The sequence below is a fragment of the Micromonospora sp. LHW51205 genome, assembly GCF_003315815.1.
Classification (GTDB): Bacteria; Actinomycetota; Actinomycetes; order Mycobacteriales; family Micromonosporaceae; genus Micromonospora; species Micromonospora chalcea.
In genome coordinates this window covers 37,109-62,064 of record NZ_QMEZ01000009.1, presented here as the reverse complement: position 1 = coordinate 62,064, position 24,956 = coordinate 37,109, and the positions used below count along the sequence as shown (strand labels likewise).

Annotated in this window: 21 protein-coding genes; 10 read left to right on the top strand and 11 right to left on the bottom strand. The window is 71.6% G+C overall.

Annotated elements, in window-relative coordinates; genetic code table 11:
* Nucleotides 1–9 precede the first annotated feature (9 nt).
* Nucleotides 10–771 carry a maleylpyruvate isomerase N-terminal domain-containing protein gene (locus tag DQE82_RS26100; RefSeq protein ID WP_233514787.1) on the top strand — a complete coding sequence of 254 codons (762 nt, stop codon included), beginning with the start codon at nt 10–12 and terminating at the stop codon, nt 769–771.
* 6 nt (nt 772–777) lie between these two features.
* Here DQE82_RS26100 and dnaB read toward each other — a convergent pair whose 3' ends face one another.
* Nucleotides 778–2,184 carry a replicative DNA helicase gene (gene dnaB, locus DQE82_RS26095; protein WP_104112388.1) on the bottom strand — a complete coding sequence of 469 codons (1,407 nt, stop codon included), beginning with the start codon at nt 2,182–2,184 and terminating at the stop codon, nt 778–780.
* Between the two features lie 397 nt (nt 2,185–2,581).
* On the opposite strand from dnaB, the gene DQE82_RS26090 reads away from it, so the two are divergent.
* A complete protein-coding gene (locus DQE82_RS26090; protein ID WP_113974488.1) occupies nt 2,582–4,312 on the top strand; it encodes a hypothetical protein in 1,731 nt (576 codons plus the stop codon).
* Nucleotides 4,313–4,404: 92 nt separating this feature from the next.
* Here DQE82_RS26090 and rplI read toward each other — a convergent pair whose 3' ends face one another.
* The 4 genes from rplI to rpsF all read right to left on the bottom strand — a co-directional run bounded on the left by rplI (nt 4,405) and on the right by rpsF (nt 6,045).
* Nucleotides 4,405–4,851: a 50S ribosomal protein L9 gene (rplI, locus tag DQE82_RS26085; protein WP_013289354.1), complete on the bottom strand. Its 447-nt coding sequence runs from the start codon at nt 4,849–4,851 to the stop codon at nt 4,405–4,407.
* 14 nt (nt 4,852–4,865) lie between these two features.
* The gene (gene rpsR / locus DQE82_RS26080; RefSeq protein WP_007073789.1) at nt 4,866–5,105 is read right to left on the bottom strand and encodes a 30S ribosomal protein S18; all 240 of its coding nucleotides are present in this window, start codon (nt 5,103–5,105) and stop codon (nt 4,866–4,868) included.
* 41 nt (nt 5,106–5,146) lie between these two features.
* Nucleotides 5,147–5,674, bottom strand: coding sequence for a single-stranded DNA-binding protein (locus DQE82_RS26075; protein WP_018788497.1), 528 nt, complete (start codon nt 5,672–5,674; stop codon nt 5,147–5,149).
* An 80-nt stretch (nt 5,675–5,754) separates the two neighbouring features.
* On the bottom strand, nt 5,755–6,045 hold the full coding sequence (rpsF, locus tag DQE82_RS26070; protein WP_013289357.1) for a 30S ribosomal protein S6: 291 nt from the start codon (nt 6,043–6,045) through the stop codon (nt 5,755–5,757).
* A gap of 639 nt (nt 6,046–6,684) precedes the next feature.
* Between rpsF and DQE82_RS26065 the strand changes: the two genes are divergently transcribed.
* Nucleotides 6,685–7,467, top strand: a complete 783-nt coding sequence (locus DQE82_RS26065; protein WP_113974487.1) for a deoxyribonuclease IV — start codon at nt 6,685–6,687, stop codon at nt 7,465–7,467.
* A complete protein-coding gene (locus DQE82_RS26060) occupies nt 7,464–9,686 on the top strand; it encodes a hypothetical protein (RefSeq protein WP_233514786.1) in 2,223 nt (740 codons plus the stop codon). Before DQE82_RS26065 ends, DQE82_RS26060 begins: the two co-directional genes overlap by 4 nt.
* A gap of 21 nt (nt 9,687–9,707) precedes the next feature.
* On the opposite strand, the gene DQE82_RS26055 is transcribed toward DQE82_RS26060, so the two are convergent.
* The 3 genes from DQE82_RS26055 to DQE82_RS26045 all read right to left on the bottom strand — a co-directional run bounded on the left by DQE82_RS26055 (nt 9,708) and on the right by DQE82_RS26045 (nt 14,852).
* Entirely contained in the window at nt 9,708–11,264 is a 1,557-nt protein-coding gene (locus DQE82_RS26055) for a glycosyltransferase family 87 protein (protein WP_113974486.1), read from the bottom strand.
* A gap of 112 nt (nt 11,265–11,376) precedes the next feature.
* The gene (locus DQE82_RS26050) at nt 11,377–14,211 is read right to left on the bottom strand and encodes a transglycosylase domain-containing protein (RefSeq protein WP_113974485.1); all 2,835 of its coding nucleotides are present in this window, start codon (nt 14,209–14,211) and stop codon (nt 11,377–11,379) included.
* A 194-nt stretch (nt 14,212–14,405) separates the two neighbouring features.
* On the bottom strand, nt 14,406–14,852 hold the full coding sequence (locus tag DQE82_RS26045; RefSeq protein ID WP_030499480.1) for a DUF5318 domain-containing protein: 447 nt from the start codon (nt 14,850–14,852) through the stop codon (nt 14,406–14,408).
* Nucleotides 14,853–15,026: 174 nt separating this feature from the next.
* Between DQE82_RS26045 and DQE82_RS26040 the strand changes: the two genes are divergently transcribed.
* Together DQE82_RS26040 and DQE82_RS26035 are read left to right on the top strand one after the other, a co-directional pair.
* Nucleotides 15,027–15,665, top strand: a complete 639-nt coding sequence (locus DQE82_RS26040) for a PadR family transcriptional regulator (protein ID WP_030499481.1) — start codon at nt 15,027–15,029, stop codon at nt 15,663–15,665.
* A gap of 23 nt (nt 15,666–15,688) precedes the next feature.
* On the top strand, nt 15,689–16,768 hold the full coding sequence (locus DQE82_RS26035) for an inositol-3-phosphate synthase (RefSeq protein WP_030499482.1): 1,080 nt from the start codon (nt 15,689–15,691) through the stop codon (nt 16,766–16,768).
* 65 nt (nt 16,769–16,833) lie between these two features.
* Here DQE82_RS26035 and DQE82_RS26030 read toward each other — a convergent pair whose 3' ends face one another.
* On the bottom strand, nt 16,834–17,313 hold the full coding sequence (locus DQE82_RS26030) for a methylated-DNA--[protein]-cysteine S-methyltransferase (RefSeq protein WP_043327698.1): 480 nt from the start codon (nt 17,311–17,313) through the stop codon (nt 16,834–16,836).
* A 68-nt stretch (nt 17,314–17,381) separates the two neighbouring features.
* On the opposite strand from DQE82_RS26030, the gene DQE82_RS26025 reads away from it, so the two are divergent.
* The 4 genes from DQE82_RS26025 to DQE82_RS26010 are packed head-to-tail and all read left to right on the top strand — an operon-like array spanning nt 17,382 to nt 21,092.
* Nucleotides 17,382–17,891, top strand: coding sequence for a SigE family RNA polymerase sigma factor (locus DQE82_RS26025; protein ID WP_369799317.1), 510 nt, complete (start codon nt 17,382–17,384; stop codon nt 17,889–17,891).
* Entirely contained in the window at nt 17,888–18,988 is a 1,101-nt protein-coding gene (locus tag DQE82_RS26020) for a PD40 domain-containing protein (RefSeq protein WP_064448059.1), read from the top strand. Before DQE82_RS26025 ends, DQE82_RS26020 begins: the two co-directional genes overlap by 4 nt.
* Nucleotides 18,989–19,019: 31 nt before the next feature.
* Nucleotides 19,020–19,562 (top strand): NfeD family protein, encoded by a 543-nt coding sequence (locus DQE82_RS26015; RefSeq protein ID WP_043327696.1) that lies wholly within the window; start codon nt 19,020–19,022, stop codon nt 19,560–19,562.
* Between the two features lie 21 nt (nt 19,563–19,583).
* Entirely contained in the window at nt 19,584–21,092 is a 1,509-nt protein-coding gene (locus DQE82_RS26010) for a flotillin family protein (protein ID WP_043327695.1), read from the top strand.
* Between the two features lie 64 nt (nt 21,093–21,156).
* Here DQE82_RS26010 and DQE82_RS26005 read toward each other — a convergent pair whose 3' ends face one another.
* Both DQE82_RS26005 and DQE82_RS26000 read right to left on the bottom strand, forming a co-directional pair.
* A complete protein-coding gene (locus tag DQE82_RS26005) occupies nt 21,157–23,196 on the bottom strand; it encodes a S8 family serine peptidase (RefSeq protein ID WP_113974484.1) in 2,040 nt (679 codons plus the stop codon).
* A 184-nt stretch (nt 23,197–23,380) separates the two neighbouring features.
* Complete coding sequence (locus DQE82_RS26000; protein ID WP_043327693.1) at nt 23,381–24,841, bottom strand: CCA tRNA nucleotidyltransferase; 1,461 nt, start codon at nt 24,839–24,841, stop codon at nt 23,381–23,383.
* Between the last annotated feature and the right edge of the window lie 115 nt (nt 24,842–24,956).

Genomic DNA, 24,956 nt, shown 5'->3' with positions numbered 1-24,956 from the left:
GCCGGGCCGGTGCGCCGCATCGACCCGGCGTGCCCGTCGTCGTACTTCTTCACCGTGCCGGGCGCGGCGCGCCGTGGCAGGCTGCACGGCATGAGCCCGATCCGGCAGCACGAAGCGCTGGCCCAGGCGTACGACGGCATCACCGCCGTGGTCACCCCGCTCGACGACGCCGCCCTGCAACGCCCCACCCGGTGCCGCGGCTGGCTCGTCGCCGACCTGCTCTTCCACGTGCTCTGCGACGCCCAGCGCGCGCTCGTCGCCCTGGCCAGCCCCGCACCCGGGCCGCCCGACGTGGACGACGTCAGCTACTGGCGCGCGTTCCCTCCCGGCGACGACGACGCGAGCGCCCGGCACGCCTGGTGGGCACGCCGCTCCGCCGTCGCCTTCGACCGGCCCACCGGCGTGGTCCGGCTCTGGTCCGACACCGCGCCCGCCGCCGTCCGCGCGGCCACCGCAATAGACCCCGACGGGTACGTGACCACCCAGGGACACGTGCTGCGCGTACCCCATCTGCTCGCCACCCTGACCACCGAGGCGGTCATCCACCACCTCGACCTGGTGGTGGACCTGCCGGACGCGCCGCTGCCGGCGGCCGACCCGACGCGGGTCGCGGTGACCACGATGGACGGGCTGCTCAGCGACGAGGCGGTACGGCCGGCCGGCTGGGCCGACCACGAGTACCTGCTGAAGGCCGCCGGCCGGGTGCCGCTGACCGACCGGGACCGGCTGGAGCTGGGCGAGGCCGCCGGCTGGTTCCCGCTGCTCGGCTGACGCCGCTCAGACGATCGCCATGTCCACGAAGCGCGACAGGTGCAACTGGGCGGCAACCGTCACCGTGTCGGTCGGCCCATTCCTGTGCTTGGCGATAATGAAGTCCGCCTCGCCCGCGCGCGGCGACTCCTTGTCGTAGTAGTCGTCGCGGTGCAAAAGGATAACAACGTCCGCATCCTGCTCAATTGATCCCGATTCACGCAAATCGGACAATTGCGGACGCTTGTCGGTACGCTGTTCCGGGCCACGGTTCAGCTGACTCACCGCGATCACCGGGCACTCGACTTCCTTGGCCAGCAGCTTCAGGCCACGGGACAGGTCCGCGACCTCCTGCTGCCGGCTCTCGGTGCGCTTCGGTGAGGTCATCAGCTGGAGATAGTCGACCACGATCAGCTTCAGGTCGTGCTTCTGCTTGAGCCGCCGCGCCTTCGCCCGGATCTCCATCAGGTTCATGCTCGGGGTGTCGTCGACGAAGAGCGGCGCCTCGCTGATCTCGCCCATGCAGCGGGCCAGCTTGGTCCAGTCGTCGTCGGAGAGCTGCCCGCTGCGCAGGACGTGCAGCGGTACGCGCGCCTCGGCCGAGAGCAGTCGCATGACGATCTCGACCTTGCTCATTTCCAGCGAGAAGATCGCCGACGCCTGGTTGGCCCGGATCGCCGCATTTCGGGCAAAGTCCATAGATGCGGTTGATTTGCCCAAACCAGGCCTGCCGGCCACGATAATAAGTTGGCCGGCGTGCAGGCCGTTGAGCAGTCGGTCCAGGTCGGTGAAGCCGGTCGGCACACCGGTCATCACGCCGCCCTGGGCGCCGACCGCCTCGATCTCGTCGAGCGTGGGCTGCAGCATGTCGGCCAGGACCGCGAAGTCCTCGCTGACGCGCTTCTCGGTGATCTCGTAGACGGCCTGCTGGGCGAGGTCGACGATGTCGTCGACGTCGCGGCTGCCGCTCGGCCCGGTGCCGTAGCCGAGCTGCACGATCCGGGTGCCGGCCTCGACGAGGCGGCGGAGCACCGCCCGTTCCCCGACGATGCGGGCGTAGTAGGCGGCGTTCGCGGCGGTGGGCACACTGGCGATGAGCGTGTGCAGGTAGGGCGCGCCGCCGATGCGGGCGAGGTCGCCGGAGTCGGCGAGCGCGGCGGCGACGGTGATCGGGTCGGCGGGTTCGCCGCGTCCGTAGATGTCGAGGATCGCGTCGAAGATGGTGGCGTGGACGGGGCGGTAGAAGTCGTTGGTCTTCAGGATCTCCACGACGTCCGCGATGGCGTCCTTGGACAGCAGCATGCCGCCGAGTACGCACTGCTCGGCAGCCACGTCCTGCGGTGGTGTCTTCTCGAACGGCGCGTCGCGCGGCGGCGGCTCGGACGACGGTTGCCCCCCGGTCCGTTCCGTACGCGCCTCGTCGGTGACCGACACGGGTGCCCCCCTTGCTGCGTCGGATCGAGTCCAGCTCTATCGCTGGGGTGTGACAACTTCCGCCGACCCCTCCGGTCGATCGGGGGTCATCGCCCGGCGGTCGGGGGGACCACGATACGGAACCCGAGGTCAGCGACTCAACAAGGCCGGTGGATGAGCCTCGGGACAACCTGTGGACGCCTGGGGACCGGCATGTGCGCAGGGTGTGCACAGGGTGTGGAAAAGTGATGGGGAATTCCGGGCGTATCGCCTCTGACCTGCGCTTTTACTGTCCCCACCCTGTGGACGGAAGATTTCCGGCTGAGCTTTGTCGTCGTTCGTCCCGTACTATCGCTGCGAACGGCGACACCTGGGACAGCGGGTTTACTTTCGGGTTGAGAGAGGTCACGCTCCGGCCGTGAGACACCGGGACTGGGGAAGCGGGGAGGACAGCCCGCGCGAGCGACGGCCGAGCGGTTCCTGGGACGAGCCCGCCGGGCCGCGCCGGGCCGACTCGTACGCGCCGGAGAGCTACCGCACGCCGAGTCGGCGGCGGGCGATCGAGCGCGGCCAGGACGAGCCGGTGGACACCTACCTTCCCCGCTGGGCTCTGGAGTCCGGGGTGAGCCGCGCGGACGGTGGCGGGCGGCACGCGGCGCCCGACGACGACGAGATCGAGGTCGAGACGCCGTCGTCCGAGGGTGGCCGGCGCACGGAGGCGGGCCGCCGTCGGCGCGATCGGCCGGAGCCGCGGGCGATCGGTGCGGGTCCGTTGTCGGACCACACCGCCGAGTGGACGATGGACGCCCCCCAGGAGCGGGGGTATGTGGGGAACAGGCGTGCCGACTCGGACGACGAGCCGGTGTCGGGGGTGTCGCCGCGTAGTCGTCCCCGTCGCGCGGCGACCCGGCGTCCGCAGGTGATCTGGTCCGGGCTGCCGGATTCGGCGGGCTCGGGCGACGAGGAAGCCGCGCGGGACAGCGGGCGGTCGGGCGGGCGGCGTCGATCGGCGTCGGGTTCTTCCTGGCCGCCGCCGGTGGCGTCGGACTCCGCCTGGTCGCGTTCGGCGGTTGCGGGCTCGGACCGGTCCCGTCCGGCCGCGTCGGATGCCGACTGGCCCGCGTCGGCGGTGCCGGAGTTGCGGCGGCCGGCGTCGGAGTCGGAGTCGGGCTGGTCGCGGTCGGCGTCGTCGGGCCGGTCGGCTCCGGAGACGGGCTGGTCGTCCTCGGCGGCTTCGGAGACGGGCTGGTCGCGGTCGGTGGCCCCGTCGGGTTCGGAGCAGTCCCGGCCGGCGGCGGATCCCTGGCAGCGGCGTCGGGCGGCCGACCGTGAACCGCCGGAGCCGCCGCCTGCGGTCGACCCGTGGGACGCGTCGGGCGTGCACGCCTGGGGCCGGTCGGCGCCCGGTGGCCGCTGGGAGCAGGCGGAACGCCGGTGGGACCGCACGGAGCACACGGGCGAGTGGGACCGGTTCACCGACACCGGTTATCTGGAGCCGGTGCGCGACGAGGTCGATCCGTGGGATCGCACGGCTCCGCCGGTGCGGGAGGGATGGGCGTCACCGGAGCGGGCCGAGGCGTTCTGGTCGGGTACCCGGCTGGCCGGGGACGATCCGCGGTGGATGGAGACACCGCCGTCGGCGCCGAGGTCACCGGCGGTGGCGTACTCGGCTCCGCGTCCGCGTGCCGTGCCGCGCGGTCGGCCGGTGACGCCGGCCGGGTCGACGCTGCGCCGGCGGGTGGAGACGATCGGTGGCGGCTCGTGGGGCCGGCGGCTGGAAGACGACCTGCTGGATCCGGATCCGGGCGGTCCGCTGCGGCCTCTGGTCTACACGGTGGCCTGCTATCTGGTCCCGGCCGTGCTGCTACTCGTCGGTCTGCTGTTCCTGAGCGGTCAGCCGCCGGAGGGTTGCGTCACCGACATCACCGGTGGCGGCTGCGACTCGCCGCGTACGCATGCCCTGGATTCGCTGGTGTCGGCGGCGCCGCGGTTCGGTTTGGCGTTGGTGAGCAGCCTGGTGGTGGCGGTGCTGCTACGGCAGGTCGGGACGACCTGGCGGGCGGCGACGGTGGCGCTGGCGGCTGCCGTGGTGGGCGGTGGTCTGTCGACCGTGGTGATCAGCGCGGTGACCGGCAACCCCCTCGGCTGAGACCCGGAGGTGCGGCCGGGGCCGTGGTGACGGAGATGCGGAAGGGCCCGCACCGGTGTCCGGTGCGGGCCCATCGCGTCGTGCTACGGGTGTCAGCCCTTGACCACGTTCAGGTCGAACTTGGCGGTCACCTCGGGGTGCAGCCGGATGCTGACCGGGTAGGAGCCGAGCGCCTTGATGTGGCCGGGCAGCTCCAGCCGGCGGCGGTCCAGGGTCGGGCCGCCGGCGGCCTTGACGGCGTCGACGATCTCGGCCGGGGTGACCGAGCCGAAGAGCCGGCCGCCGTCGCCGGCGCGGGCCTTCAGGTTGACCTTCAGACCCTCGATCTGGGTCTTGACCTCGGTGGCGTGGCCCAGGTCGCGGATCTCGCGGGCCGAGCGGGCCCGCTTGATGACCGTGACCTGCTTCTCCGCGCCCTTGGTCCAGGCGATCGCGAAGCCCTGCGGCAGCAGGTAGTTACGGCCGAAGCCGTCCTTCACCTCGACGATGTCGCCCGGAGAGCCGAGGCCGGACACCTCCTGAGTGAGGATGATCTTCATGTCCGTGCCTCCTCTCAGCGGGCCGTGGCCGTGTACGGCAGGAGCGCCATCTCGCGGGCGTTCTTGACCGCACGGGCGATCTGCCGCTGCTGCTGCGAGGTCACGCCGGTCACCCGCCGAGCGCGGATCTTGCCGCGGTCGGAGATGAACTTGCGCAGCAGCGCGGTGTCCTTGTAGTCGATGTAGGTGATCCCGTCCTTGTCGAGCGGGTTCACCTTCTTCTTCGGCTTGCGAAGTGCCGCAGCCTTAGCCATTGCTCGTGCTCCTGGTTTGCGATCGCGGGCGCTCGGCGCCATTAGAACGGAGGCTCCTCGTCGAAGTTTCCGCCCGAACCACCGCGGGAGGGGGCGGGGGCAGCAGAGGCCCAGGGGTCGTCGAAGTTGCCTCCGCCGCCACCCTGGCCGCCACCACCACCGAAGCCGCCGCCACCGCCGCCGGAGCGGGACATCTTCTGCACCTTCGCCGTGGCGTAGCGCAGCGACGGGCCGATCTCGTCGACCTCCAGCTCGATGACGGTGCGCTTCTCACCCTCACGGGTCTCGTACGACCGCTGACGCAGCCGGCCGGACACGATCACCCGAGCGCCACGCTGCAGCGACTCGGCGACGTTCTCGGCGGCCTGGCGCCAGACCGTGCACGAGAGGAACAGCGGCTCGCCGTCCTTCCACTCGCCGGAGGCCTTGTCCATGAAGCGGGGCGTCGAAGCGACCCGGAACTTGGCGACCGCCGCGCCGGAGGGGGTGAAACGCAACTCGGGGTCATCGGTCAGGTTGCCGATGACCGTGATGGTGGTGTCTCCTGCCATGACCATCTCCTCGCGCACTCATCTTTGTGCCGTACAGGCTCTCAGAGCCGTACGACAGCGTGGATGAGGCTTGATCCGGACGTGTCGGGACTAGATGCTCAGCGCATCTCCGGACGGATGACCTTGGTGCGCAGCACCGACTCGTTGAGTCGGAGCTGACGGTCCAGCTCGCCAACGGCCTCCGGCGTCGCCTGGAGGTCGATGACGGCGTAGATGCCCTCGGCCTTCTTGTTGATCTCGTACGCGAGGCGCCGGCGGCCCCACACGTCGGTCTTCTCCACCGAGCCACCCGCGGTCCGGATCACGTTCAGGTACGTGTCGAGCGACGGGGCGACGGTGCGCTCCTCGAGGCTGGGGTCGAGGATCACCATGACTTCGTAATGACGCAAGACGTGCTCACCTCCTGTGGGCTAAGCGGCCACGGTCCTTCCGTGGCAGGAGGTCGTGCGTCGTTGCCGTGACCGGTTCCGGGGGAACCCGGCTGGACACGGACAACCGGACCAGGATAGCCGGTGCGGACGATCATGGCCGGACCGGTCGGCCGGCACGGCCCGGACGCGGCGACAGGGGCCCACCTTCGGCCTCGAGAGCCGGCAGGTGGACCCCTGTCCACGGGGCCGCGGGGCGTCCCGTCCGCATTCCTTGGGTGGGACCTGGGGAGGAACGACCACACCGATGAGGTTGGATCGAAGACGCCCCGCGGAGCTTTATCGTGTTGTCACCTGTGCTGACCATACAATGGCTCTCGTCACCACTTGGGGTAAATTGAGGATTTAGTCCGGACTTCCATTTGATGTGCCGGATTCCTGATGGATCCCGCCCCGTCGTGCCGGGCCGCACGCCGGGGCGTCCCGTCACCGGGCGTCGGCCCCCTCACCCGTACGTGCTGTGGACCACGTCCGGGCGGAGCGTCGACCATCGATCCCACCTCGGACAACGACCGCCGGGCCGGGTGGTGACGCCTCCGACCCGCCGGGCGTCTCCGGCGAGCGCGGCGACCGTCGCAGGCGCGACGTAGGCTGCCCTGCATGCGAATCGGAGCCCACGTCGATCCGACCGACCCGCTGGCCGAGGCGGCCGCCCGGCAGGCCGAGGCGGTGCAGTTCTTCCTGGCCGACCCGCAGGGCTGGAAGGCCCCGAAGCCGCGCGAGGACGCCGAGCGCCTGCGCGCCGCCGACGTCGACCTCTACGTGCACGCGCCGTACGTGATCAACGTGGCCACGCTCAACAACCGGATCCGCATCCCCAGCCGCAAGCTGCTGCTCGCCCACGCCAACGCCGCGGCGGCCGTCGGCGCCAAGGGCCTGATCGTGCACGGCGGCCACGTCAACGCCGGCCAGGACGTCGCCGTCGGCTTCGACAACTGGCGCAAGACCTTCGCGTACGCGGCGGAGTCCGGCGGATTCCCGCTGCCGGTGCTGATCGAGAACACCGCCGGTGGTGACAACGCCTGTGCCCGGCACCTCGACTCGCTAGCCCGGCTCTGGGACGCGCTCGGCGACCACGAGGTCGGCTTCTGCCTCGACACCTGCCACGCCCACGCGGGCGGCGAGGAGCTGCTGGGCCTGGTCGACCGGGTGAAGGCGATCACCGGCCGGATCGACCTGATCCACGCGAACAACTCGAAGGGCGCCTTCAACTCCGGTCAGGACCGGCACGACAACCTCACCGGCGGCACCATCGACCCGGAGCTGCTGGTGGCGGTGATCCGCGCGGCCGGCGCGCCGGTGATCGTGGAGACCCCCGGCGGCGTCGAGGGCCAGGCCGCCGACATCGCGTTCCTGCGCGGGCAGTTGGGTGCGGCGGAGTGACCGCCGAGAAGTCCGGCACGACCGGCCGCCGGTCCGGCGCCGAGACCCGGGCGGACGGGACCGGCGCGAAGAACCCGCCGGACGACGCGGCCGGGGCCGGGCCGGGGAGCGGCTCGCCCGACGAGCGCGCGTCCGGCGCGGACAGCTCCGGTGAGGACGACACCGCGGGCACGGTGACGAGTGCCGGCAAGGCGAAGCGGACCCGCAAGGCCCGCCGCACCGGCGCGGCGAAGGCGGCAGGCGCGGCGAGCACCGCCGACAAGACGAGCACCGCCGACAAGGCGGGTGCCGGCACCGACAAGGCGGAGGCCGGCACCGACAAGGCGGAGGCCGGCACCGAAGCCGGGACCGAGGCCGAGGCCCGGGACAGAGCGGACGCCGCCAAGAAGGACGGCGACGCCGCGGAGAAGAGCGACGCCGCGAAGCAGGACGGTACGGGCGACGACGAGCCGGCCGACCCCTGGTCCGCGTTCGGTCCGGCACCCGAGCCGGTGCTCGGCCGCCCCCGCCGGGCCGTCCGCGCCGTGGGCCGGTTCCTGGTGCACGAGTGGACGCTCGCCGTCGTCGCCGCGCTGGCGCTGGCGGCGGCGATGACCTGGCCCACGCTGCGCTATCCGCGGCACACGCTGCCGCAGGACTACTGGGACCCGAGCCTGCAGGCGTGGCAGATGGCCTGGTCCGGGCACATCCTGCGGACGAACCCGGCGCAGCTGTGGCACTCGAACACGTTCTATCCGGAGAACTGGAGCTTCGCGTTCTCCGACACGCTCCTCGGGTACGCCCCGGCCGGCCTGATCGGGGTCGGCCCGGAGCACGCCGTGCTGCGCTACAACATCATGTTCGTGCTGGCGCACGCGCTCGCCGCGTTCGGCGCGTACGCGCTGGCCCGGCAGCTCGGCGCGGGCCGGATCGGCGGCGCGGTGGCCGGGGCGAGCTTCGCCTACGCGCCGTGGCTGCTGGCCCAGGCCGGCCACCTGCACATCATCTCCAACGGCGGCATCCCGTTGGCGCTGGCCATGCTGGCCCGGGGGCACGGCTGGTCACTGCGGTACGGGTACCGGCCGCGCCGCCGGCACGCGGGCTGGGCGTTCGCCGGGTGGCTGGTGGCCGCGTGGCAGCTCAGTCTCGGCTTCGGCATCGGGCTGCCGTTCGCGTACATGCTGGCCGGGGTGGTCCTGGTCTCGGTGGTGCTGTGGTTCGTGCGGCGGCGCAAGGTGAAGCGCCCGTTCGGCCGGCGGCTGTTCCTGGCCGACGTGCTGGGCGGCCTCGTCTTCGCGGCGGTGGGCGCGGCGCTGGCGGTGCCCTACTTCAAGGTCGCCGAGCTGCACCCGAACGCGGAGCGCACGATCGGCGACATCGGGCTCTACTCGCCGCCGGCGAGCGGGTTCTTCACCGCGCCGGCCGAGTCCCGGGTCTGGGGTGGTCTGCACGAGGGTGCCCGGGCCGTGCTGCCCTGGCATCCGGAGATGACGTTGTTGCCGGGCTTCGTGCTCTACGCGCTCGCCGCCGGGGGGCTGTTCTTCTCGGTGTGGCGGGTCCGGCACCGGATCTTCCTGCTCGCCGGTGTGCTCGTCACGATGGCGCTGGCGATGGGCACCCGGTTCTTCGGCGGCCGGTTCACCTACGTGCCGTTGTTCGACTATCTGCCGGGCTGGAGCGGGCTGCGCACGCCGGGCCGGATGATGCTCTGGACCACGCTGCTGCTGGGTCTGCTCGCGGCGGGTGCGGTCACCGCGTTCTGCATGCGGGTACGCGAGCTGGCCGCCGAGCGGGTGCCGCCGTGGCCGGGTCCGTGGCTGCGGCTGGCGACGCTGCTGCCGTTGGCTCTGGTGCTGGTGGAGGGGTTGAACGCCACGCCGCAGCCGGTGGTGCCGCGGCAGCCGGCGGCGCTGCGGACCGTGGACGGGCCGATGCTCGTGCTGCCGAGCAGTCAGAACCGGGATCAGCCGGTGATGCTCTGGTCCACCGACCGGTTCCAGCCGATGGTCAACGGCGGCAGCGGCTTCACGCCCCGGTCGCAGGCCCGGATCCGGGAGGCCACTGTCAGCTTCCCGGACTACGCGAGCGTCGACTACCTGCGGCAGATCGGCGTGAAGAACGTGGTGGTGTTGCGCGACGAGCTGGAGGGCACCCCGTGGGAGGGGATGCTGGACCGGCCGGTCGACGCGCTGGGCGTGGCCCGGGAGCAGGTCGGCGAGGCGGTCGTGTTCCGGCTGTAGACCGGAACACGACCGTCTCGGTCACACCGGCACGGGTTCGGCGGGCTGTTCGGCGGCGCGCGCCCGCCAGCGCTGGTGCCAGGGCGCGTCGGGCGCGCCGTCGAGCACCCCGCCGTCGGGGTCGTCGGCGTAGGTCTGCCGGACCGCGTCGAGTTCGGGCCGCATGATGTCCCGGATGACGAACCCGCAGAGCACCGCCACGGTGATCAGACGCAGGCTCGACGCCAGCACGAAGACGCCCTCGGGGAAGACGGGCCGGGACATGGCCGTGCCGAGCAGTTCGCCGTAGAACGCGGCGAAGTAGCCGACCTCGGCGATCTGCCAGGCGAGGAACGCGCCCCAGCGCGGCCGGGCGAGCACCGCGAGCGGCAGCAGCCAGAGCACGAACTGCTGGGACCAGACCTTGCTGAAGATGAGGAACGCGGCGACCACCAGGAAGGCGAGCTGGGCCAGCCGGGGCCGGCGCGGCGCCAGCAGCGCCAGCCCGGCCACGCCGAGGCAGGCCAGCCCGAAGAGCAGGTACGACACCCAGTTGAGCGTGGGGATGTTGGCGTTGAGCCATTCGAACGGCCCGAGTTCGCCGGGTGCGGACGGGCTGATCCGGCCGTCCAGGTAGCGGCCGATGTACCAGAGCGTGCCCCAGTCGATGGGTCGTGTGGTGTTCAGGTCGAAGAAGCGTTCCCAGTTCTCCCGGTAGGGGATCGCCACGGGCAGGTTGACCGCCACGAGGGACACCAGTGCGGTGGCGGTGGCGACGAGCCCGGCGGCCAGTTTTCCGGCCCGTAGCGCGAGCACCAGGATCGGGCCGAGGAGGAACAGCGGCCACATCTTGGCCGCGCCGCCGAGTCCGATCAGGACGCCCGCCACCGCGGGCAGCAGCATCGCGTACCGGTCGGGGCGGGCGCGCGCCCAGGCCAGCAGGCCGAACGCGGCCAGGCCGATGGCGAGCAGGTCCCAGTTGACGGTGGCGGTGAGCACCAGGGCCGGGGAGAGCGCGAACAACGCGGCGTCCCAGGGTCGTCGGCGGCGCAGGCTGAGGATGACCGCGACGGTGGCGACGGCGAGCGCGCCGAGCACCAGCGCGTTGAGGTTGTAGAACCACTGCCCCTGGTTGATGGCGGGGTTGTCGACGCCGAGGGCGTGCACCGGCAGGCCGAGCGCGCCCATGAAGTAGCCGGTCAGCACCGGGTACTCCACCGGGTGGTCGGCGTAGGGCACCTTGCCCTCGTTGAGCCCTTCGGCGTAGTAGAGCGCCAGCACGTCGGTATAGCACATGCGGGTGTACTGGATGTTGTTCTGCCACGCGCCGTCCTGGCAGGGGGATTTCTGCACCCAGTGCAGTGCCAGCGTCAGGCAGACCAGCGCCAGCACGATCCGGCCGGCGGTCCAGAACCGGCTCTCGCGGTCGGCCGGCCGGTCCAGGGCGGCGGCGTGGTCGCCGAGCGGCCCCCCGATCAGACCGGAGGCGCCGCGGACGAACCAGTCCGAGCGGGACGGGTGGTCAATCGTCTCGGCCGATCGCGGCGCCGCCTCGGACGCGCCGGGCTCATCGATGCCTGCGGGCGACTGGGTGCTCATGGAGAGGCATCCTGCCGTACACAGGGGGTCGCCGTCCCGTCGCGCGCGGAGAAATTCCGGTACGCGAAACGCCGGCGGCTCGGGTCCGGCCGCCGCCGTCAGGTCGTGCGCGTCAGTTCTGGCGTGTCGGTGGCGTGCTCGGTAGCAGCCCGCCACCGCCGCCACCACCGCCGGGGCGTCCGCCGCCACCGGGTAGCCCGCCCCCGCCGGGGTTACCACCCTGGTCGCCGCCGCCGGGGTTGCCGCCGCCGGGCGTACCGCCGGGGCAGAACAGGCCCAGCGGGTCGCAGCCCGGTCCGCCCGGCTGGCCCGGCTCGTTCGCCGGCGGCGGCGGGGCCTCGCCGTTGCCGGCGTCGTCCTTGCCGACGTTCGCCGCGGGCGGGAACTCTTCCTTGTCCTTGCCCTTGAGCGCGTCGTCCATGAAGCGCTTGAAGATGTCACCCGGCATCCGGGCGCCGCTGATGTCCCGGCCGTCCTTGTACTGGATCGGCTTGCGGTCCTTGACGTTGCCGACCCATACCGCGGTGGCGAGTTGCGGCGTGTAGCCGATCATCCAGGCGTCGCCGTTGCGGGTGGTCTTGTCGCCGAGTTCCCAGGTGCCGGTCTTCTCGGCCACCTGACGGCCGTCGTCGAGCCGCTTGTTGATCTGGGCCGGGTACTGCTTGAGCACGGAGGTGACGTCGGCGACGATGTCCTTGTCGATCCGCTGCTGCCCCTTGAGCTTCTCCGCGCCGACCAGGTCCCACTTACCCGTGTCCGGGTTCTGCTTCTCCACCTTCCGGATGAAGTGCGCCTTGTGGTACATGCCCTGGTTCGCGAACGTGGCGACGCCGTTGGCGTGGTCGAGCACCGTGATCGGGTACTGGCCGTACCCGAGGACGTGGAAGAACGGCGACGGTGCCAGGTCCTTCGGGTCGGCCTTGGTCAGGTCGTGCGCCTTGGCCGGGTTGGTGTCGGTCTGCCACATCGTGGTGACGCCGGCCTGCTTGGCCATGTCGAGCACCTTGTCCGGGCCGATCTGCTCGGTGATGTAGTAGAACGGCACGTTCAGCGACTTCAGCGTCGACAGTTCGAGCGTGCAGGAGTCACCGCAGGAAACCTTGTCCGCGCCGGCGTTGCTGACCTTGAACTTGGTGCCCTTCGGCGTGAAGGCCGTGCCCTTCCACCGGGACTTGAGCGAGATGCCTTCCTTGAGCGCCGCGGCGAGCGTGTAGATCTTGAAGCTCGAACCCGGTGAGTGGCCACCGCTCACGACGCCGTTGTCGACGTTCTTTCCGGCGTAGTCGGTGCCGGTGCCGTTGTCACCGCCGTAGTAGGCGAGCACGCGGCCGGTCTTCGGGTCGATCGCCACCACGGCGGCCATCAGGTTCGACCGCTGGCCGGCGAGTTCGGAGCCCTTCCTGGCCCGCTGGGCCGCGTCGAGCGCCGCCTCCTGCATCTTCCGGTTGATCGTGGTGGTGATCCTGTAGCCGCCGCGGCTGAGCGCCTTGGCGCACAGCGGCTTCTTGTCCGTCACCTCGGCCTCGTTGTCGGTGCAGAGCTTCATCTCGCGCAGTTCCTGCGAGACGTAGTTGACGACGTTGCCGTACGGGGTGTCGATGCCGTAGCCACCAGCGCTGCTCTTCGACGGCTTCTGGATGTTCTTCGGGTACTCGGTGGGGTGCTGCGGCGTGTTCGGCGCGTCCAGCCACTTCTCCGTGATCATGCCGTTGATCACATAGTTCCACCGGTCGACGGCGGCCTGCGCGTTGATGGCCGGGTCGTAGCCCTTGTGCGTGGCGCTGGGCTCCGGCTGCTTGATCAGGGCGGCGAGCACCGCGGCCTCGGCGACGTTCAGGTCCTTGACGTTCTTGGCGAAGTACGTCTGCGCCGCCGACTGGATGCCGTAGGCGCCCCGGCCGAAGTAGATGACGTTCAGGTAGTGCTGCATGATCACGCGCTTGTCGTACTTGTCGTTCAGCTTGGAGGCGAGGATCGCCTCCTTCACCTTGCGGCCGTACGTGTCCTGGTTCAGGTTGTCGAACGCGTTGCGCGCGTACTGCTGGGTGATGGTCGAGGCGCCCTGCTTGTCGCCGCCGGTGAGGTTGTTCCACGCGGCCCGCGTGATGCCCTTGTAGTCCACACCGGAGTGCTTGTAGAAGTTCCGGTCCTCCGCCGCGGCCACCGCGTGCTGGACGTGCTCCGGAATCTGGTCGATGGTGACGAGTTGGCGGTTCTGGTCACCGATCCGCGCGAAGGCCTTGCCGCTCGAGTCCAAGATCGTGGTGGACAGCGGCGGGATCGTGTCCTGGGGGAGCACCACCTTGGTGGAGTACCAGGTGAAGCTCACCACGCCGATGCCGGCGAGCATGATGAACACGGCGAAGCCGGCGATCAGCATGTTGATCCGGCGGCGCTTCTTCGCGCGCGCCGGGTCCTCGCCGCGACCGCCCCGGCCGGGGCCGGTCGGGCCGCCGGGACCGCCGGGACCGCCGGGACCGCCACCGGCGGAGCCGGGCACCCGGGCGCGGCCGCCCACCGCCGCCGCGCCGACGCTCGCCCGGGCGCCGACGCTCGCGCGCCCGCCCACGCTCGCCGCCCCCACGCTCGCCGCGCCGACCGCGGCACGTCCGGCCGGAGCGGCCGGGGAGACCGGAACCGACGCCCGTCCGGCGCCCGCGCGCCCGGAGGCGCCGGGTGCCGGCGAGACGGGCACCGAGGCGCGGCCACCCGCGCCGGCCCGGCCCACCGAGGCCGAGCCCGATGCCGGGCGCGGCGCCGGAGCGGCGCCACCGACCGAGGCCCGGCCGCCCGAGCCGTACGGTGTCGCGGAGGCGCGCGCCGAGGCGCCGCCGTCCGGGGAGCCGGACCAACCGTTCCCGCCCTGGTTCCACTCGGAACCGGGGTCGCCGTTCGGGCCCGGGATCTGGGCCCGCCCACGCGAAGAACTGGGATCGCCGTAGTTCATTCCTCACACCCTGCCGGTCGCGGTGGGGCGCGGGGGCGCCGCCACCGGGTTGCCGTGAGCTGGAACACGGGACGTTACCCGCCGGCCGTGCCCGCGGTTGCCCGTCAAATCCGATCTATTCGGACTAATTACGTCTAAGGGCTGTCGATTCCGCCACCCGGGGAATGGGCCGGCAGAGATCGGGACAGCCACGTTCACCGTTGCGCCTCTCGCCTTCGCCGAGGGGTGGAGCCGTTGGCCGCGACGGAATCCTCCGCGCCCTCCGCCTCGCCCACGAGACCGTCCCGGCCGAGCAGGAACTGCTCGACGAGATGGTTCCAGTCGCAGCCGGGGCAGACCTCCACCACGAACACCTGGAACTCACGCAGCGTCATGGCCAGGACGGGCAACTCGGCCCGGGTACGCGCCTGGCCGGCCGACTGCTTGAGTTCGTCACCGTAAATGTAGTGGACGTGGATCAGGTTCTCGCTGCGGCAGATCGGGCAGCGGTGATCGGTCGGCTCGCCGTGGAAGCGCGCAGCGTTCTTCAGGTACGGCGAGGCGTCGCAGACGTCGTACGTGCCGATCCGCCCGGCGAGCAGTTCACGCAGCACCGCCCGCTTCTGGAGCGAGTAGTCGACGACCTGGCGCTGCGTACGCATGCGGCAAAGGGTACGCGCTCCGACGAACCCAGGCGACCATGGTCACGATGCGTGATGATCGCGTCGCGTAAGACAGGGTTTGCCCCGTACATCGGCGTCCGCTAACGTGCGATGTATCGGTCCGATACATCGCGGTGGTTAGTGCTCCGCGCAGGGGGAAAGAAGGGATGGCCCGTGCTCGAGCTCGCCATCCTCGGCCTCCTGCAGGAGGCGCCGATGCACGGCTACGAACTGCGCAAGGAGCTGACCGCCAAGCTCGGCGCCATCCGGGCGGCGATCAGCTACGGCTCGCTCTACCCGACCCTGCGCCGGCTGCAGGCGGCGGGATGGATCACCGAAGCCGCTGAGACACCCGCGACCGCCGAGGAGGTTCCCGCGCTGACCAGCCGACGTGGTCGGGTGGTCTACACCATTACCGCGGAGGGCAAGGAACGCTTCGCCCAGCTGATAGCGCAGGCTGGACCCGAGACGTACGACGACACGGGCTTCGGGGTGCACTTCGCGTTCTTCGCCCGGACCGACCAGGCCACCCGGCTCCGGATCCTGGAAGGTCGTCGTCGCAAGATCGAGGAACGTCGCGAAGGTCTTCGTGACGTGCTCGGCCGGGCAGCCGAGCGACTCGACGCGTACACCCTGGAACTGCAACGCCACGGGCTCGACGCCTGTGAGCGCGAAGTCCGCTGGCTGGAGGAGCTCATCGCCAACGAGCGCTCCGGCCGGGCCCCGGCCGACCCGCGAACCGGGACGGCCGACGGCCGACGAGACAACGACAGCCCGCCCACGCCTGGAACGTCCAGGACAGAGCGGCCGTGATGAAGAAGAAGGAGGCAGACGCTATGGGCTCCGTCCGCGTCGCCATCGTCGGTGTGGGTAACTGCGCCTCGTCCCTGGTCCAGGGCGTGGAGTACTACCGGAACGCCGACCCGAACGACCGCGTCCCGGGTCTCATGCACGTCACCTTCGGCGACTACCACGTATCCGACGTGAAGTTCGTCGCGGCGTTCGACGTGGACGCCAAGAAGGTGGGCATGGACCTCGCGGAGGCGATCGTCGCCAGCGAGAACAACACGATCAAGCTGTGCGACGTGCCGCCGACCGGCGTCACCGTGCAGCGCGGCCCGACCTTCGACGGTCTCGGCCAGTACTACCGCGAGATCGTCGAGGAGTCGGACGCCAAGCCGGTCGACGTGGCGCAGGCGCTGCGCGACGCGCAGGTCGACGTGGTCGTCTCCTACCTCCCGGTGGGCTCCGAGGAGGCCGACAAGTTCTACGCCCAGGCCGCGATCGACGCCGGCTGCGCGTTCGTGAACGCCCTGCCGGTCTTCATCGCCTCCGACCCGGAGTGGGCGAAGAAGTTCACCGACGCCGGCCTGCCGATCGTCGGCGACGACATCAAGAGCCAGGTCGGCGCCACGATCGTCCACCGCGCCCTGGCGAAGCTCTTCGAGGACCGCGGGGTCGAGCTGCTGCGCACGTACCAGCTCAACTTCGGCGGCAACATGGACTTCATGAACATGCTGGAGCGCAACCGCCTGGTCTCGAAGAAGATCTCGAAGACCCAGTCGGTGACCTCCCAGATCCCGCACGAGATGCAGAAGAGCGACGTGCACATCGGCCCGTCCGACCACGTGCCGTGGCTGGACGACCGCAAGTGGGCGTACATCCGCCTGGAGGGCCGTTCCTTCGGCGACACCCCGCTCAACGCGGAGCTGAAGCTCGAGGTGTGGGACTCGCCGAACTCGGCCGGTGTCATCATCGACGCCGTCCGGGCCGCGAAGATCGCGCTGGACCGGAAGATCGGTGGCCCGATCCTCTCCGCCTCCTCGTACTTCATGAAGTCCCCGCCGGAGCAGTACGCCGACCACGACGCGCACGCCGCCGTCGAGGCGTTCATCGCCGGCGAGATCGAGCGCTGACGCGCTGAAACGCTGAAGAAGGAAGGCCGGGTCCGCGCGGACCCGGCCTTCCTTCTTCGGGTACGTCAGGACCAGGCGCGCCGCAGCGCCACGGCCGCCTCCAGCTCCAGCAGCGTCACCTTGCGCGGCAGCCCGCCGCCGAAGCCGACCAGCTTGCCGCCCGCGCCGACGATCCGGTGACAGGGCACGATCACCGGCACCGGATTGCGGTTGCAGGCCACCCCGACCGCCCGCGCGCCGCCCGGGTCGCCGACCGCCTTCGCCACCTCGCCGTAGGTCTTCGTCTCCCCGTACGGGATGCCTGTCATCTCCCGCCAGACCGCGCGTTCGAACTCCGAGCCGCGCGGGGCCGACACCGGCACCGTGAACTCGGTCAGCTCACCGGCGAAGTACGCCCGCAGCTCCGTCACCGCCAGCCGGGCCACCGCGTCGCCGGGCTCGTCGGCCGCCCCGTCCACCCGGCCGAAGTGCGCGCCGCGCACCGCGTCGTCGTCGGTGCCGACGGAGAACTCCCCGATCGGTGAGTCGAGCACTGTCCAGCGCATGCCACCCATTGTCGCGCGACGGGCAAAGATTTCCCCGCCCCGGGCGTCTGGAGATGCGGAGGTGGACGGTGGCAGAGGTCGACGGGGAGTTCACCGCGTTCGTCAACGAGCGGGGAGCGGCCCTGCTGCGGGTCGCCTACGCGCTGGCCGGCAGCCAGCACGCGGCGGAGGATCTGCTGCAGAACGCGCTGGCCAAGGCGTACGTCCGGTGGCCCCGGATCCACGGCGACGCGGAGCCGTACGTGAAACGGATCCTCTACCACGACCAGGTCTCCGGCTGGCGGCGGCGGGCGCGACGCGCGGAGGTGCCGGTGGCCGAACTGCCGGAGCGACCGGCCGCCGGCGACGACAGCGACCTGCGGCTGCTGGTGCGGGACGCGCTGCGGACACTGCCGCCGCGCCAGCGGGCCGTGCTCACCCTGCGCTACCTGGAGGACCTGAGCGTCGAGCAGACAGCCGCGCTGCTCGGCTGCCGCCCCGGCACCGTGGCCAGCCAGAGCACCAAGGCGCTGGCCCGTCTCCGGAAGCTGGTGCCGGGGCTGGACGGGCTGACGAACCGGACGGAGGTGACCCGATGAGCACGTCGCTGGACGAGACGCTGCGGACAGCCGTACACGATCTCGCCGACGGCGCCGCGCCCGCGCCGGACCTGGCGTGGCGCGCGCTCGGCCGGGGCCGCAGGCTGCGCCGCCGACGGCGGGTGGGCACCGCCGCTGCCGCGGTCGTCGCCGTGGTCGCGGTGGCGCTGCCGTTCGTCCTGCTCCGGCCGCGTCCCGCCCCGCCGCCGACCGCGCCGCCGGTCACCGTCGACCCGTCGCCTGTCATCAGGTCGGCGCCCGGACCGGACTGGGCGGACGGGCCGCTGGTGCTGCCCGGCGACTGGGTGGTCACCGGCACGCAGGCGAGGGCGGGCGGCGCCGGGCCGTCGTACCTGCTCGACCGGGGACGCGGCAGGTACTTCGGCAACGGCCGCTACGACGCCGTCCTGCCGGCGCCCACCGGCTCGCTGGTGGCGGTCTGGGACGACGACCGGCCCCGGCAGGTCGGCCTGGTCGACGTGGTCCGGGGCACCACCCGCTGGTACGAGCCGGGCCGCGCGCTCGCCTGGCCGAACTGGTCGCCAGACGGTCGCCGCCTGCTGTTCACCAGTCTGCGGGTCGGTCACCCCGGGTTCGTCGTGCTCGACGTGGACGGCACCGTCCGCTCCCACGCTGTCGACACCGGCCGCTATCCCTGCACCGATTCCTGCCCCTTCCTGTGGAGCCGGGACGGGCGGGAGGTGCTGCTACCGCAGACCGACCCGAGCGGTCCCCGGTCCGAGGCGGTCCGGCACCCCCGGCGGGGCGTGCAGTTCTTCGCCGCCGACAGCGGCCGGCCCACCCGGTTCGAGCCGCTGCCGGGCGACCCGGCCGGGCCCTGGGCGTGGTCACCGGACGGGCGGCTGGTGGTGGTGCAGGGGCAGAAGGAGCCGCTGCTCGTGGAGGCGGCGACCGGCCGCGTGGTGAACCCGTTGCCGGTGGCCGACGTCGTCTGGGTCGGCGACGACCGCCTGCTCTACCGGCGGCCGTACGGGTCGCGGGACTTCGTGCTCGCCGACACCACCGGCCGCGAACTCGTGCGTCAGCCGCTGCCGGAGGACCTCGCCCTCGCCGAGGTGACGATCGCGCCGCGCTGACCCGGCGCTGAACCTCTGCTGGACGTAGTGGATGTTGCACGGCGTCGATACCGTGCAGGTCATGGCCACCGGGACGCTCATCTTCCTGATCATCGGCGGGGTCGGTGTGGGCGTGCTGACGCTCGCCCTGCTCGGCTCGGGAGTGCTCCACCTCGGCCAGCCGGACGTCGACGGGCCGGTGTCGCTGGAGGCGGCCGCCGGGTTCACCGGCGCGTTCGGCTTCGGCGCCGCGATCGTCAACGAGCTGCTCGGCGGGCGTACCCCCGGGATGATCGCGGCGGCGGTGGCCGGCGGCGCGCTCGCCGCCGTGCCCACCGGCTGGCTGGCGGCCCGGCTCAGTCGCGCGGCCCGCAACATGCGCACCGACGCCACCCCCACCCGCGACCACCTGGCCGGCGCGATCGGCCTGGTGGTGACGCCGATCCCCAGCGGCGGCTACGGCGAGGTGCGGGTACGCCTCGCCGGCCAGCCGGTGAAGCTCAACGCCCGCGCCGACGGGCCGATCCCGGTCGGCACCCGGATCTTCGTGGTCGAAGCACTGAGCGAGACCAGCGTGCACGTCGAGACCTACTGACACCAACAGACGGGAATGCCCATGCCCCTGCTCGTCGCCATCGGCGGCGCGGTCCTCCTCGCCGTCGTCCTCGTACTCTTCGTGTTGTCCCGGATCAAGGTGGCCGGGCCGAACCAGGCGTTCATCGTCACCGGCCGCAAGGGCCGCACCACCCAGACCGCCGACGGAGCCCGCTCCACCGACATGTCCGGGCAGAAGGTCGTGCTCGGCGCCTCGGTGTTCGTCCTGCCGGTGGTGCAGAAGCTCCAGTCGCTCGACCTGTCCAGCCGCCGGATCGACGTCAGCATCCGCGGCGCGGTGAGCAAGCAGGGCATCCGCACCGAGCTGCACGGCGTCGCGATCGTCAAGGTCGGCGGCACCGAGGACGCGATCCGCGCCGCCGCCCAGCGCTTCCTGAACCAGCAGGAGGAGATCGACAACTTCACCCGCGAGGTGCTGGCCGGTGCGCTCCGCTCGATCGTCGGGCGGCTCACCGTCGAGGAGATCATCCGGGACCGGGCGGCGTTCGCCAGCGCGGTCGCCGAGGAGGCCGAGCACTCGATGACCAACCAGGGCCTGGTGCTGGACACGTTCCAGCTCCAGGACATCCTGGCCGAGGGCTCCTACCTGCAGGACCTGGGCCGGCCGGAGGCGGCCCGGGTGCTCAAGGACGCGGCCATCGCCGAGGCGCGGGCCCGCCAGCAGGCCGAGCAGGAGCGGCTGCTCGCCGAGGAGGCGATCGCCGAGGCGAACCGGAACCTGGCGCTCAAGCAGGCCGGCATCCAGGCCGAGATCGACGCGGCCAAGGCGAAGTCGGCGGCGGCCGGGCCGCTCGCCCAGGCCGAGCGGGACCAGGCGATCCTCTCCGAGCAGCAGAAGGTGGCCGAGCGCAACGCCGAGCTGAAGCAGCGCCAGCTCGACACCGAGGTGCGCAAGCCGGCCGACGCGGCCCGGTACAAGGTGGAGCAGGAGGCCGAGGCGAACCGCAACGCGGCGGTGCTCAACGCCGACGCGCAGCGGCAGGCGACCATCGCCGCCGCGCAGGCCGCCGCCGAGCAGGCCCGCCTCACCGGTGAGGGCGAGCGGGCCCGCCGGGCCGCGCTGGCCGAGGCGAACGCGATCGAGGGCGCCAAGGAGGGCGAGGCGGAGCAGCGCCGGCGTTCCGCGATCGCCGAGGCGGTCGAGCGGGAGGGCCAGGCCGAGGCGGCGGCCATCCTCGCCAAGGGTCAGGCCGAGGCCGACGCGATGGCCCGCAAGGCCGAGGCGTTCGCCGCGTACGGCGAGGCGGCCGTCCTGGACCTGCTGGTCAAGGTGCTGCCCGAGGTGGTCGGCGCGGCCAGCGCCCCGATCGGCGCGATCGACAAGATGACGGTGATCTCCACCGACGGCGCGTCGTCGCTGACCAAGTCGGTGGCCGGGAACGTCGCCCAGGGTCTCCAGCTGGGCAGCGACCTCACCGGCATCGACCTGGCCGGGCTGCTGGCGCGGCTGGGCAGCAGCGCGCAGAACAACGGCAAGAGCACTGTGGACGGCAGCACCGTCGACGCGTGACGAACGACGGCGCCCGCCGGGTCTCCCCTCGGGGAGCCGGCGGGCGCCGTTTCGGTGTGGCGGGTCAGAGCGCGGCGAAGACGAACTTCTCGCCGGTGCTCAGGCCCAGGGTCTCGCTGTTCCAGTCGATGACGCGGCTGGCGATGAGCTGGCTGCCCCCGGTCGCGCCGGCGGTGACCGCCTTGCCGTTGGCGTTCGCCCGCAGGTAGACCGAGCCGTCGGTGTTGTAGTCGAGAAAGTCGAAGACCTCCCAGGCGTCGATCACGGTGGCCTTCGCGATCAGCGCCCGGTTGCCGCCGGCGTCCGCCGTGACGAACTGGTTGTTCGCCAGCGCGCGCAGGGCGAAGAACCCGTCGCCCACGCTGACGACCTCGTACCGCTCCCAGGCCCCGACGGTCGCGGCCCGGGCGATCAGGGGCCGGGTTCCGCCGCTCTCGGTGGTCACGTAGTTGCCGTTTGCCACCGCCTTGATGCCGACCACCGGGGGCGCCGCGTCGAAGTCGAACGTCTCCGCCGCGCCGATGGTGGTCTTGCTGGCGATCAGCGGGTTGGTGGTGTTCGAGGCGGTGACGTACTTGCCGTTTGTGACGGCCTTCAGACTGACCGAGCCGTCGGTGTTCGTGACGATCTGGAACTTCTCCCAGTCGCCGATCGCGGCGGACCGGGCGATCAGCGGACGGTTGCCGCCGCTCTCGGCGGTGACGAACAGGTTGTTCGTGACGGCACGCAGGCCGTAGTAGCCGTTGCCGGCGTCCACCACGTCGTACCGCTCCCATGCGCCGACCTCGGTGCCGCGCGCGATCAGCGGCCGGTTGCCGCCGCTCTCCGCCGTCACGTACAGGCCGTTGCCGCGGGCCTTGAGGCCGTACGACTCGCGCGCCACCACCGCGTCGCCGACGTGCAGCAGCCGGTCGGGCGAGCCCATGATGTCGTGCACCGCGCCGCTGACGCTCGTGCCCACGACCGAGTCGCGCACCTGCTGCGGGGTCCAGCCCGGGTGTGCCTCCAGCACCAGCGCCGCGGCGCCCGCCACGTGCGGGGAGGCCATCGACGTGCCGTTCATCGTCTCCGTGCCGGTGGCGGTGCCGGCCTTGGCCGAGACGATGCCGGTGCCCGGCGCGAAGGTGTCCAGGCAGGTGCCGTAGTTGGAGAACCAGGCCCGGAAGTCGATCTGGTCGGTGGCGCCGACGGTGATGGCCGCCGGCACCCGCGCCGGTGACTCGCCGCAGGCGTCCTGCATGCTGTTGCCGGCCGCGACGGCGTAGGTGATGCCGGAGGCGATGGAGCGGGCGACCGCGTCGTTCACCGCCTGGTCGATGCCCCCGAAGCCGAGGCTCATGTTGGCCACCGACGGCCCGGTGGCGTGCGAGGTGACCCAGTCGATGCCGGCGAGCACCTGTTCGCTGCTGCCGCCGCCGTCGCAGTCGAGCACACGTACGGCGACGAGCGCGACGTCCTTGGCGACCCCGTACTTCGTGCCGCCGATCGTGCCGGCCACGTGCGTGCCGTGCCCGTCGCAGTCCTGCGCCACGTCGTCGGACTCCACCGCGTCGTAGCCGTTGCGGGCCCGGCCGCCGAAGTCCTCGTGGTCGATGTCGATGCCGGTGTCGATGACGTAGGCGGTCACTCCGGCGCCGGTCGCCGGGTAGGTGTACCGGCCGTCGGTCTTCGTCCGGGACTGGTCGATCCGGTCCAGCCCCCACGGCGGGGTGGTCTGGGTGCCGGTGGCCTGGTAGCGCTGGACCTGCTGCACGTAGGCGACGGCCGGGTCCGCGGCGAGGCGCTCCGCCTGCCGGCGGTCCATGCTGGCGGAGTAGCCGGACAGCGCCTTGCCGAACACCCGACGTACGGAGCCGCCGTGCTCGCCGGCGAGGGCCGACGCGGTGGACTTCACCTTGGCGGGACCGGCCTTGCCGTCCTTGAGGACGACGATGTAGCGGCCGGGTACCGCCGCGGCGGTGTCGGCGCCCCGGACCGGGGCACGCTTCGGGCCGGCCGGGTCGGCCGAGGCGGCGCCGCCGGTGGCGGCGCAGATGATGGAGGTCGCGGAGGTGAGGGCAAGCCCCACCAGCGCGGAGCGGCGCAGCGCGCCATGACGTGACACTGAATGCTCTCCCCGTGTCCAGCGGCCGTCCCTTCGGGACGGGCGGATGTGATCAGGACAGCCGTACCCGTCGATCCGGGTGGCTGATGATGACCATCATCATGCGCGAGACATCGACCGATGCACGTCAACCTTTCGGTCGACACGCCGCCGTATCGTCGTGGAGCTTCCCCGCGCGGGGAGGTCAGCCGATGATGCCCTCGTCGCGGGCCCAGCGCAGCAGCGCCGCCTCGGCCTCGTCGCGGTCCAGCGGCCCGCGCTCCAGTCGCAGCTCCTTGAGGTGCTGCCAGGCACGGCCGACCACCGGTCCCGGCGGTACGCCGAGCAACTCCATGATCGCGTTGCCGTCCAGGTCGGGCCGCACCCGGGCCAGGTCCTCCTCGGCGGCGATCCGGGCGATCCGCTCCTCCAGCGCGTCGTAGTCGGCCGCGAGCTGCGCGGCCTTGCGCCGGTTGCGGGTGGTGCAGTCGGAACGGGTCAGCTTGTGCAGGCGGGACAGCAGGTCGCCGGCGTCGGTGACGTACCGGCGCACCGCCGAGTCGGTCCATTCGCCGCGGCCGTACCCGTAGAAGCGCAGGTGCAGGCCGACCAGCTTGACCACCTGGGAGGTGATCTCCTTGGAGTAGCGCATCGCCTTCATCCGGGCCTTGGTCAGCCGGGCCCCGACCACCTCGTGGTGGTGGAAGCTGACCCGGCCGTCCGCGCCGACCGCCTTGGTGGCCGGCTTGCCGACGTCGTGCATCAGCGCGGCCATCCGCAGCACGAAGTCGCAGCCGTCGGACTCCAGTGACATGGCGTTGCTGACCACTGTGAGCGTGTGCTCGTAGACGTCCTTGTGCTGGGCGTGCTCGTCGATGGTGAGCTTCAGGCCGGTCAGCTCGGGCAGGAAGCGCTCGGCCAGGCCGGTGTCGACGAGCAGCCGCAGCCCGGTGATCGGGTCGGCGCCGCAGAGCAGCTTGGTGAACTCGTCCCGGATCCGTTCCGCGGTGATCCGGTCCAGGTCGCCGGCCATCTCGGTCATCGCGGCGCGGACGTCCGGGTGGACGGCGAAGCGCAGCTGGGCGGCGAACCGGGCCGCGCGCAGCATCCGCAGGGGGTCGTCGCGGAACGACTCCTGCGGCGTGCCGGGGGTACGGATGATCTTGGCGGCCAGGTCGGCCAGCCCGCCGTACGGGTCGGTGAACCGGTGGTCGGGCAGGCTGACCGCCATCGCGTTGACGGTGAAGTCGCGGCGCTTCAGGTCTTCGACCAGGCTGGTGCCGTACTGCACCACCGGGTTACGGCTGACCTGGTCGTAGACCTCGGCCCGGAAGGTGGTGATCTCCAGGTTGAGGCCGTCGCGCTGGCAGGCGATGGTGCCGAACTCACGCCCGGTCTCCCAGATCGACTCCGCCCAGCCACGGATGACCTTGACCGTCTCGTCTGGGTGGGCGTCGGTGCAGAAGTCGAGGTCGTTGCCGAGCCGGCCGAGCAGCGCGTCGCGGACGGATCCGCCCACCAGGTGCAGTTCGTGACCGGCCTGGGCGAAGCGCCGGCCCAGCTCGTCGGCGACCGGTGAGACTCGGAGCAGTTCGGCGACGGCGTTGCGCTGCGCGGCGGTCAGCTCGCGGCGGTCGGCGGCGTGGGAGGCGGAGGCTTCGGACATGGGATCGCCAGCCTATCGGGCCGAGGGTGGATCGACCGCGCCGGGCGCGGGTAACGGGCGGAGGTTGACTAAGGTTCCGGTTGGGCGGGGCCGGCCGGACCCGGTTGCGACGTAC

Bases quoted from the DNA above. Each gene is read 5' to 3' on its own strand.
- DQE82_RS26035 (WP_030499482.1), top strand. From the start codon at position 15,689: ATGGGCTCCGTCCGCGTCGCCATCGTCGGTGTGGGTAACTGCGCCTCG.
- DQE82_RS26030 (WP_043327698.1), bottom strand. From the start codon at position 17,313: ATGCGCTGGACAGTGCTCGACTCACCGATCGGGGAGTTCTCCGTCGGC.
- DQE82_RS26020 (WP_064448059.1), top strand. From the start codon at position 17,888: ATGAGCACGTCGCTGGACGAGACGCTGCGGACAGCCGTACACGATCTC.
- rpsR (WP_007073789.1), bottom strand. From the start codon at position 5,105: ATGGCTAAGGCTGCGGCACTTCGCAAGCCGAAGAAGAAGGTGAACCCG.
- DQE82_RS26065 (WP_113974487.1), top strand. From the start codon at position 6,685: ATGCGAATCGGAGCCCACGTCGATCCGACCGACCCGCTGGCCGAGGCG.
- DQE82_RS26055 (WP_113974486.1), bottom strand. From the start codon at position 11,264: ATGAGCACCCAGTCGCCCGCAGGCATCGATGAGCCCGGCGCGTCCGAG.
- rplI (WP_013289354.1), bottom strand. From the start codon at position 4,851: ATGAAGATCATCCTCACTCAGGAGGTGTCCGGCCTCGGCTCTCCGGGC.
- DQE82_RS26000 (WP_043327693.1), bottom strand. From the start codon at position 24,841: ATGTCCGAAGCCTCCGCCTCCCACGCCGCCGACCGCCGCGAGCTGACC.
- DQE82_RS26050 (WP_113974485.1), bottom strand. From the start codon at position 14,211: ATGAACTACGGCGATCCCAGTTCTTCGCGTGGGCGGGCCCAGATCCCG.
- DQE82_RS26045 (WP_030499480.1), bottom strand. From the start codon at position 14,852: ATGCGTACGCAGCGCCAGGTCGTCGACTACTCGCTCCAGAAGCGGGCG.
- DQE82_RS26010 (WP_043327695.1), top strand. From the start codon at position 19,584: ATGCCCCTGCTCGTCGCCATCGGCGGCGCGGTCCTCCTCGCCGTCGTC.
- DQE82_RS26015 (WP_043327696.1), top strand. From the start codon at position 19,020: ATGTTGCACGGCGTCGATACCGTGCAGGTCATGGCCACCGGGACGCTC.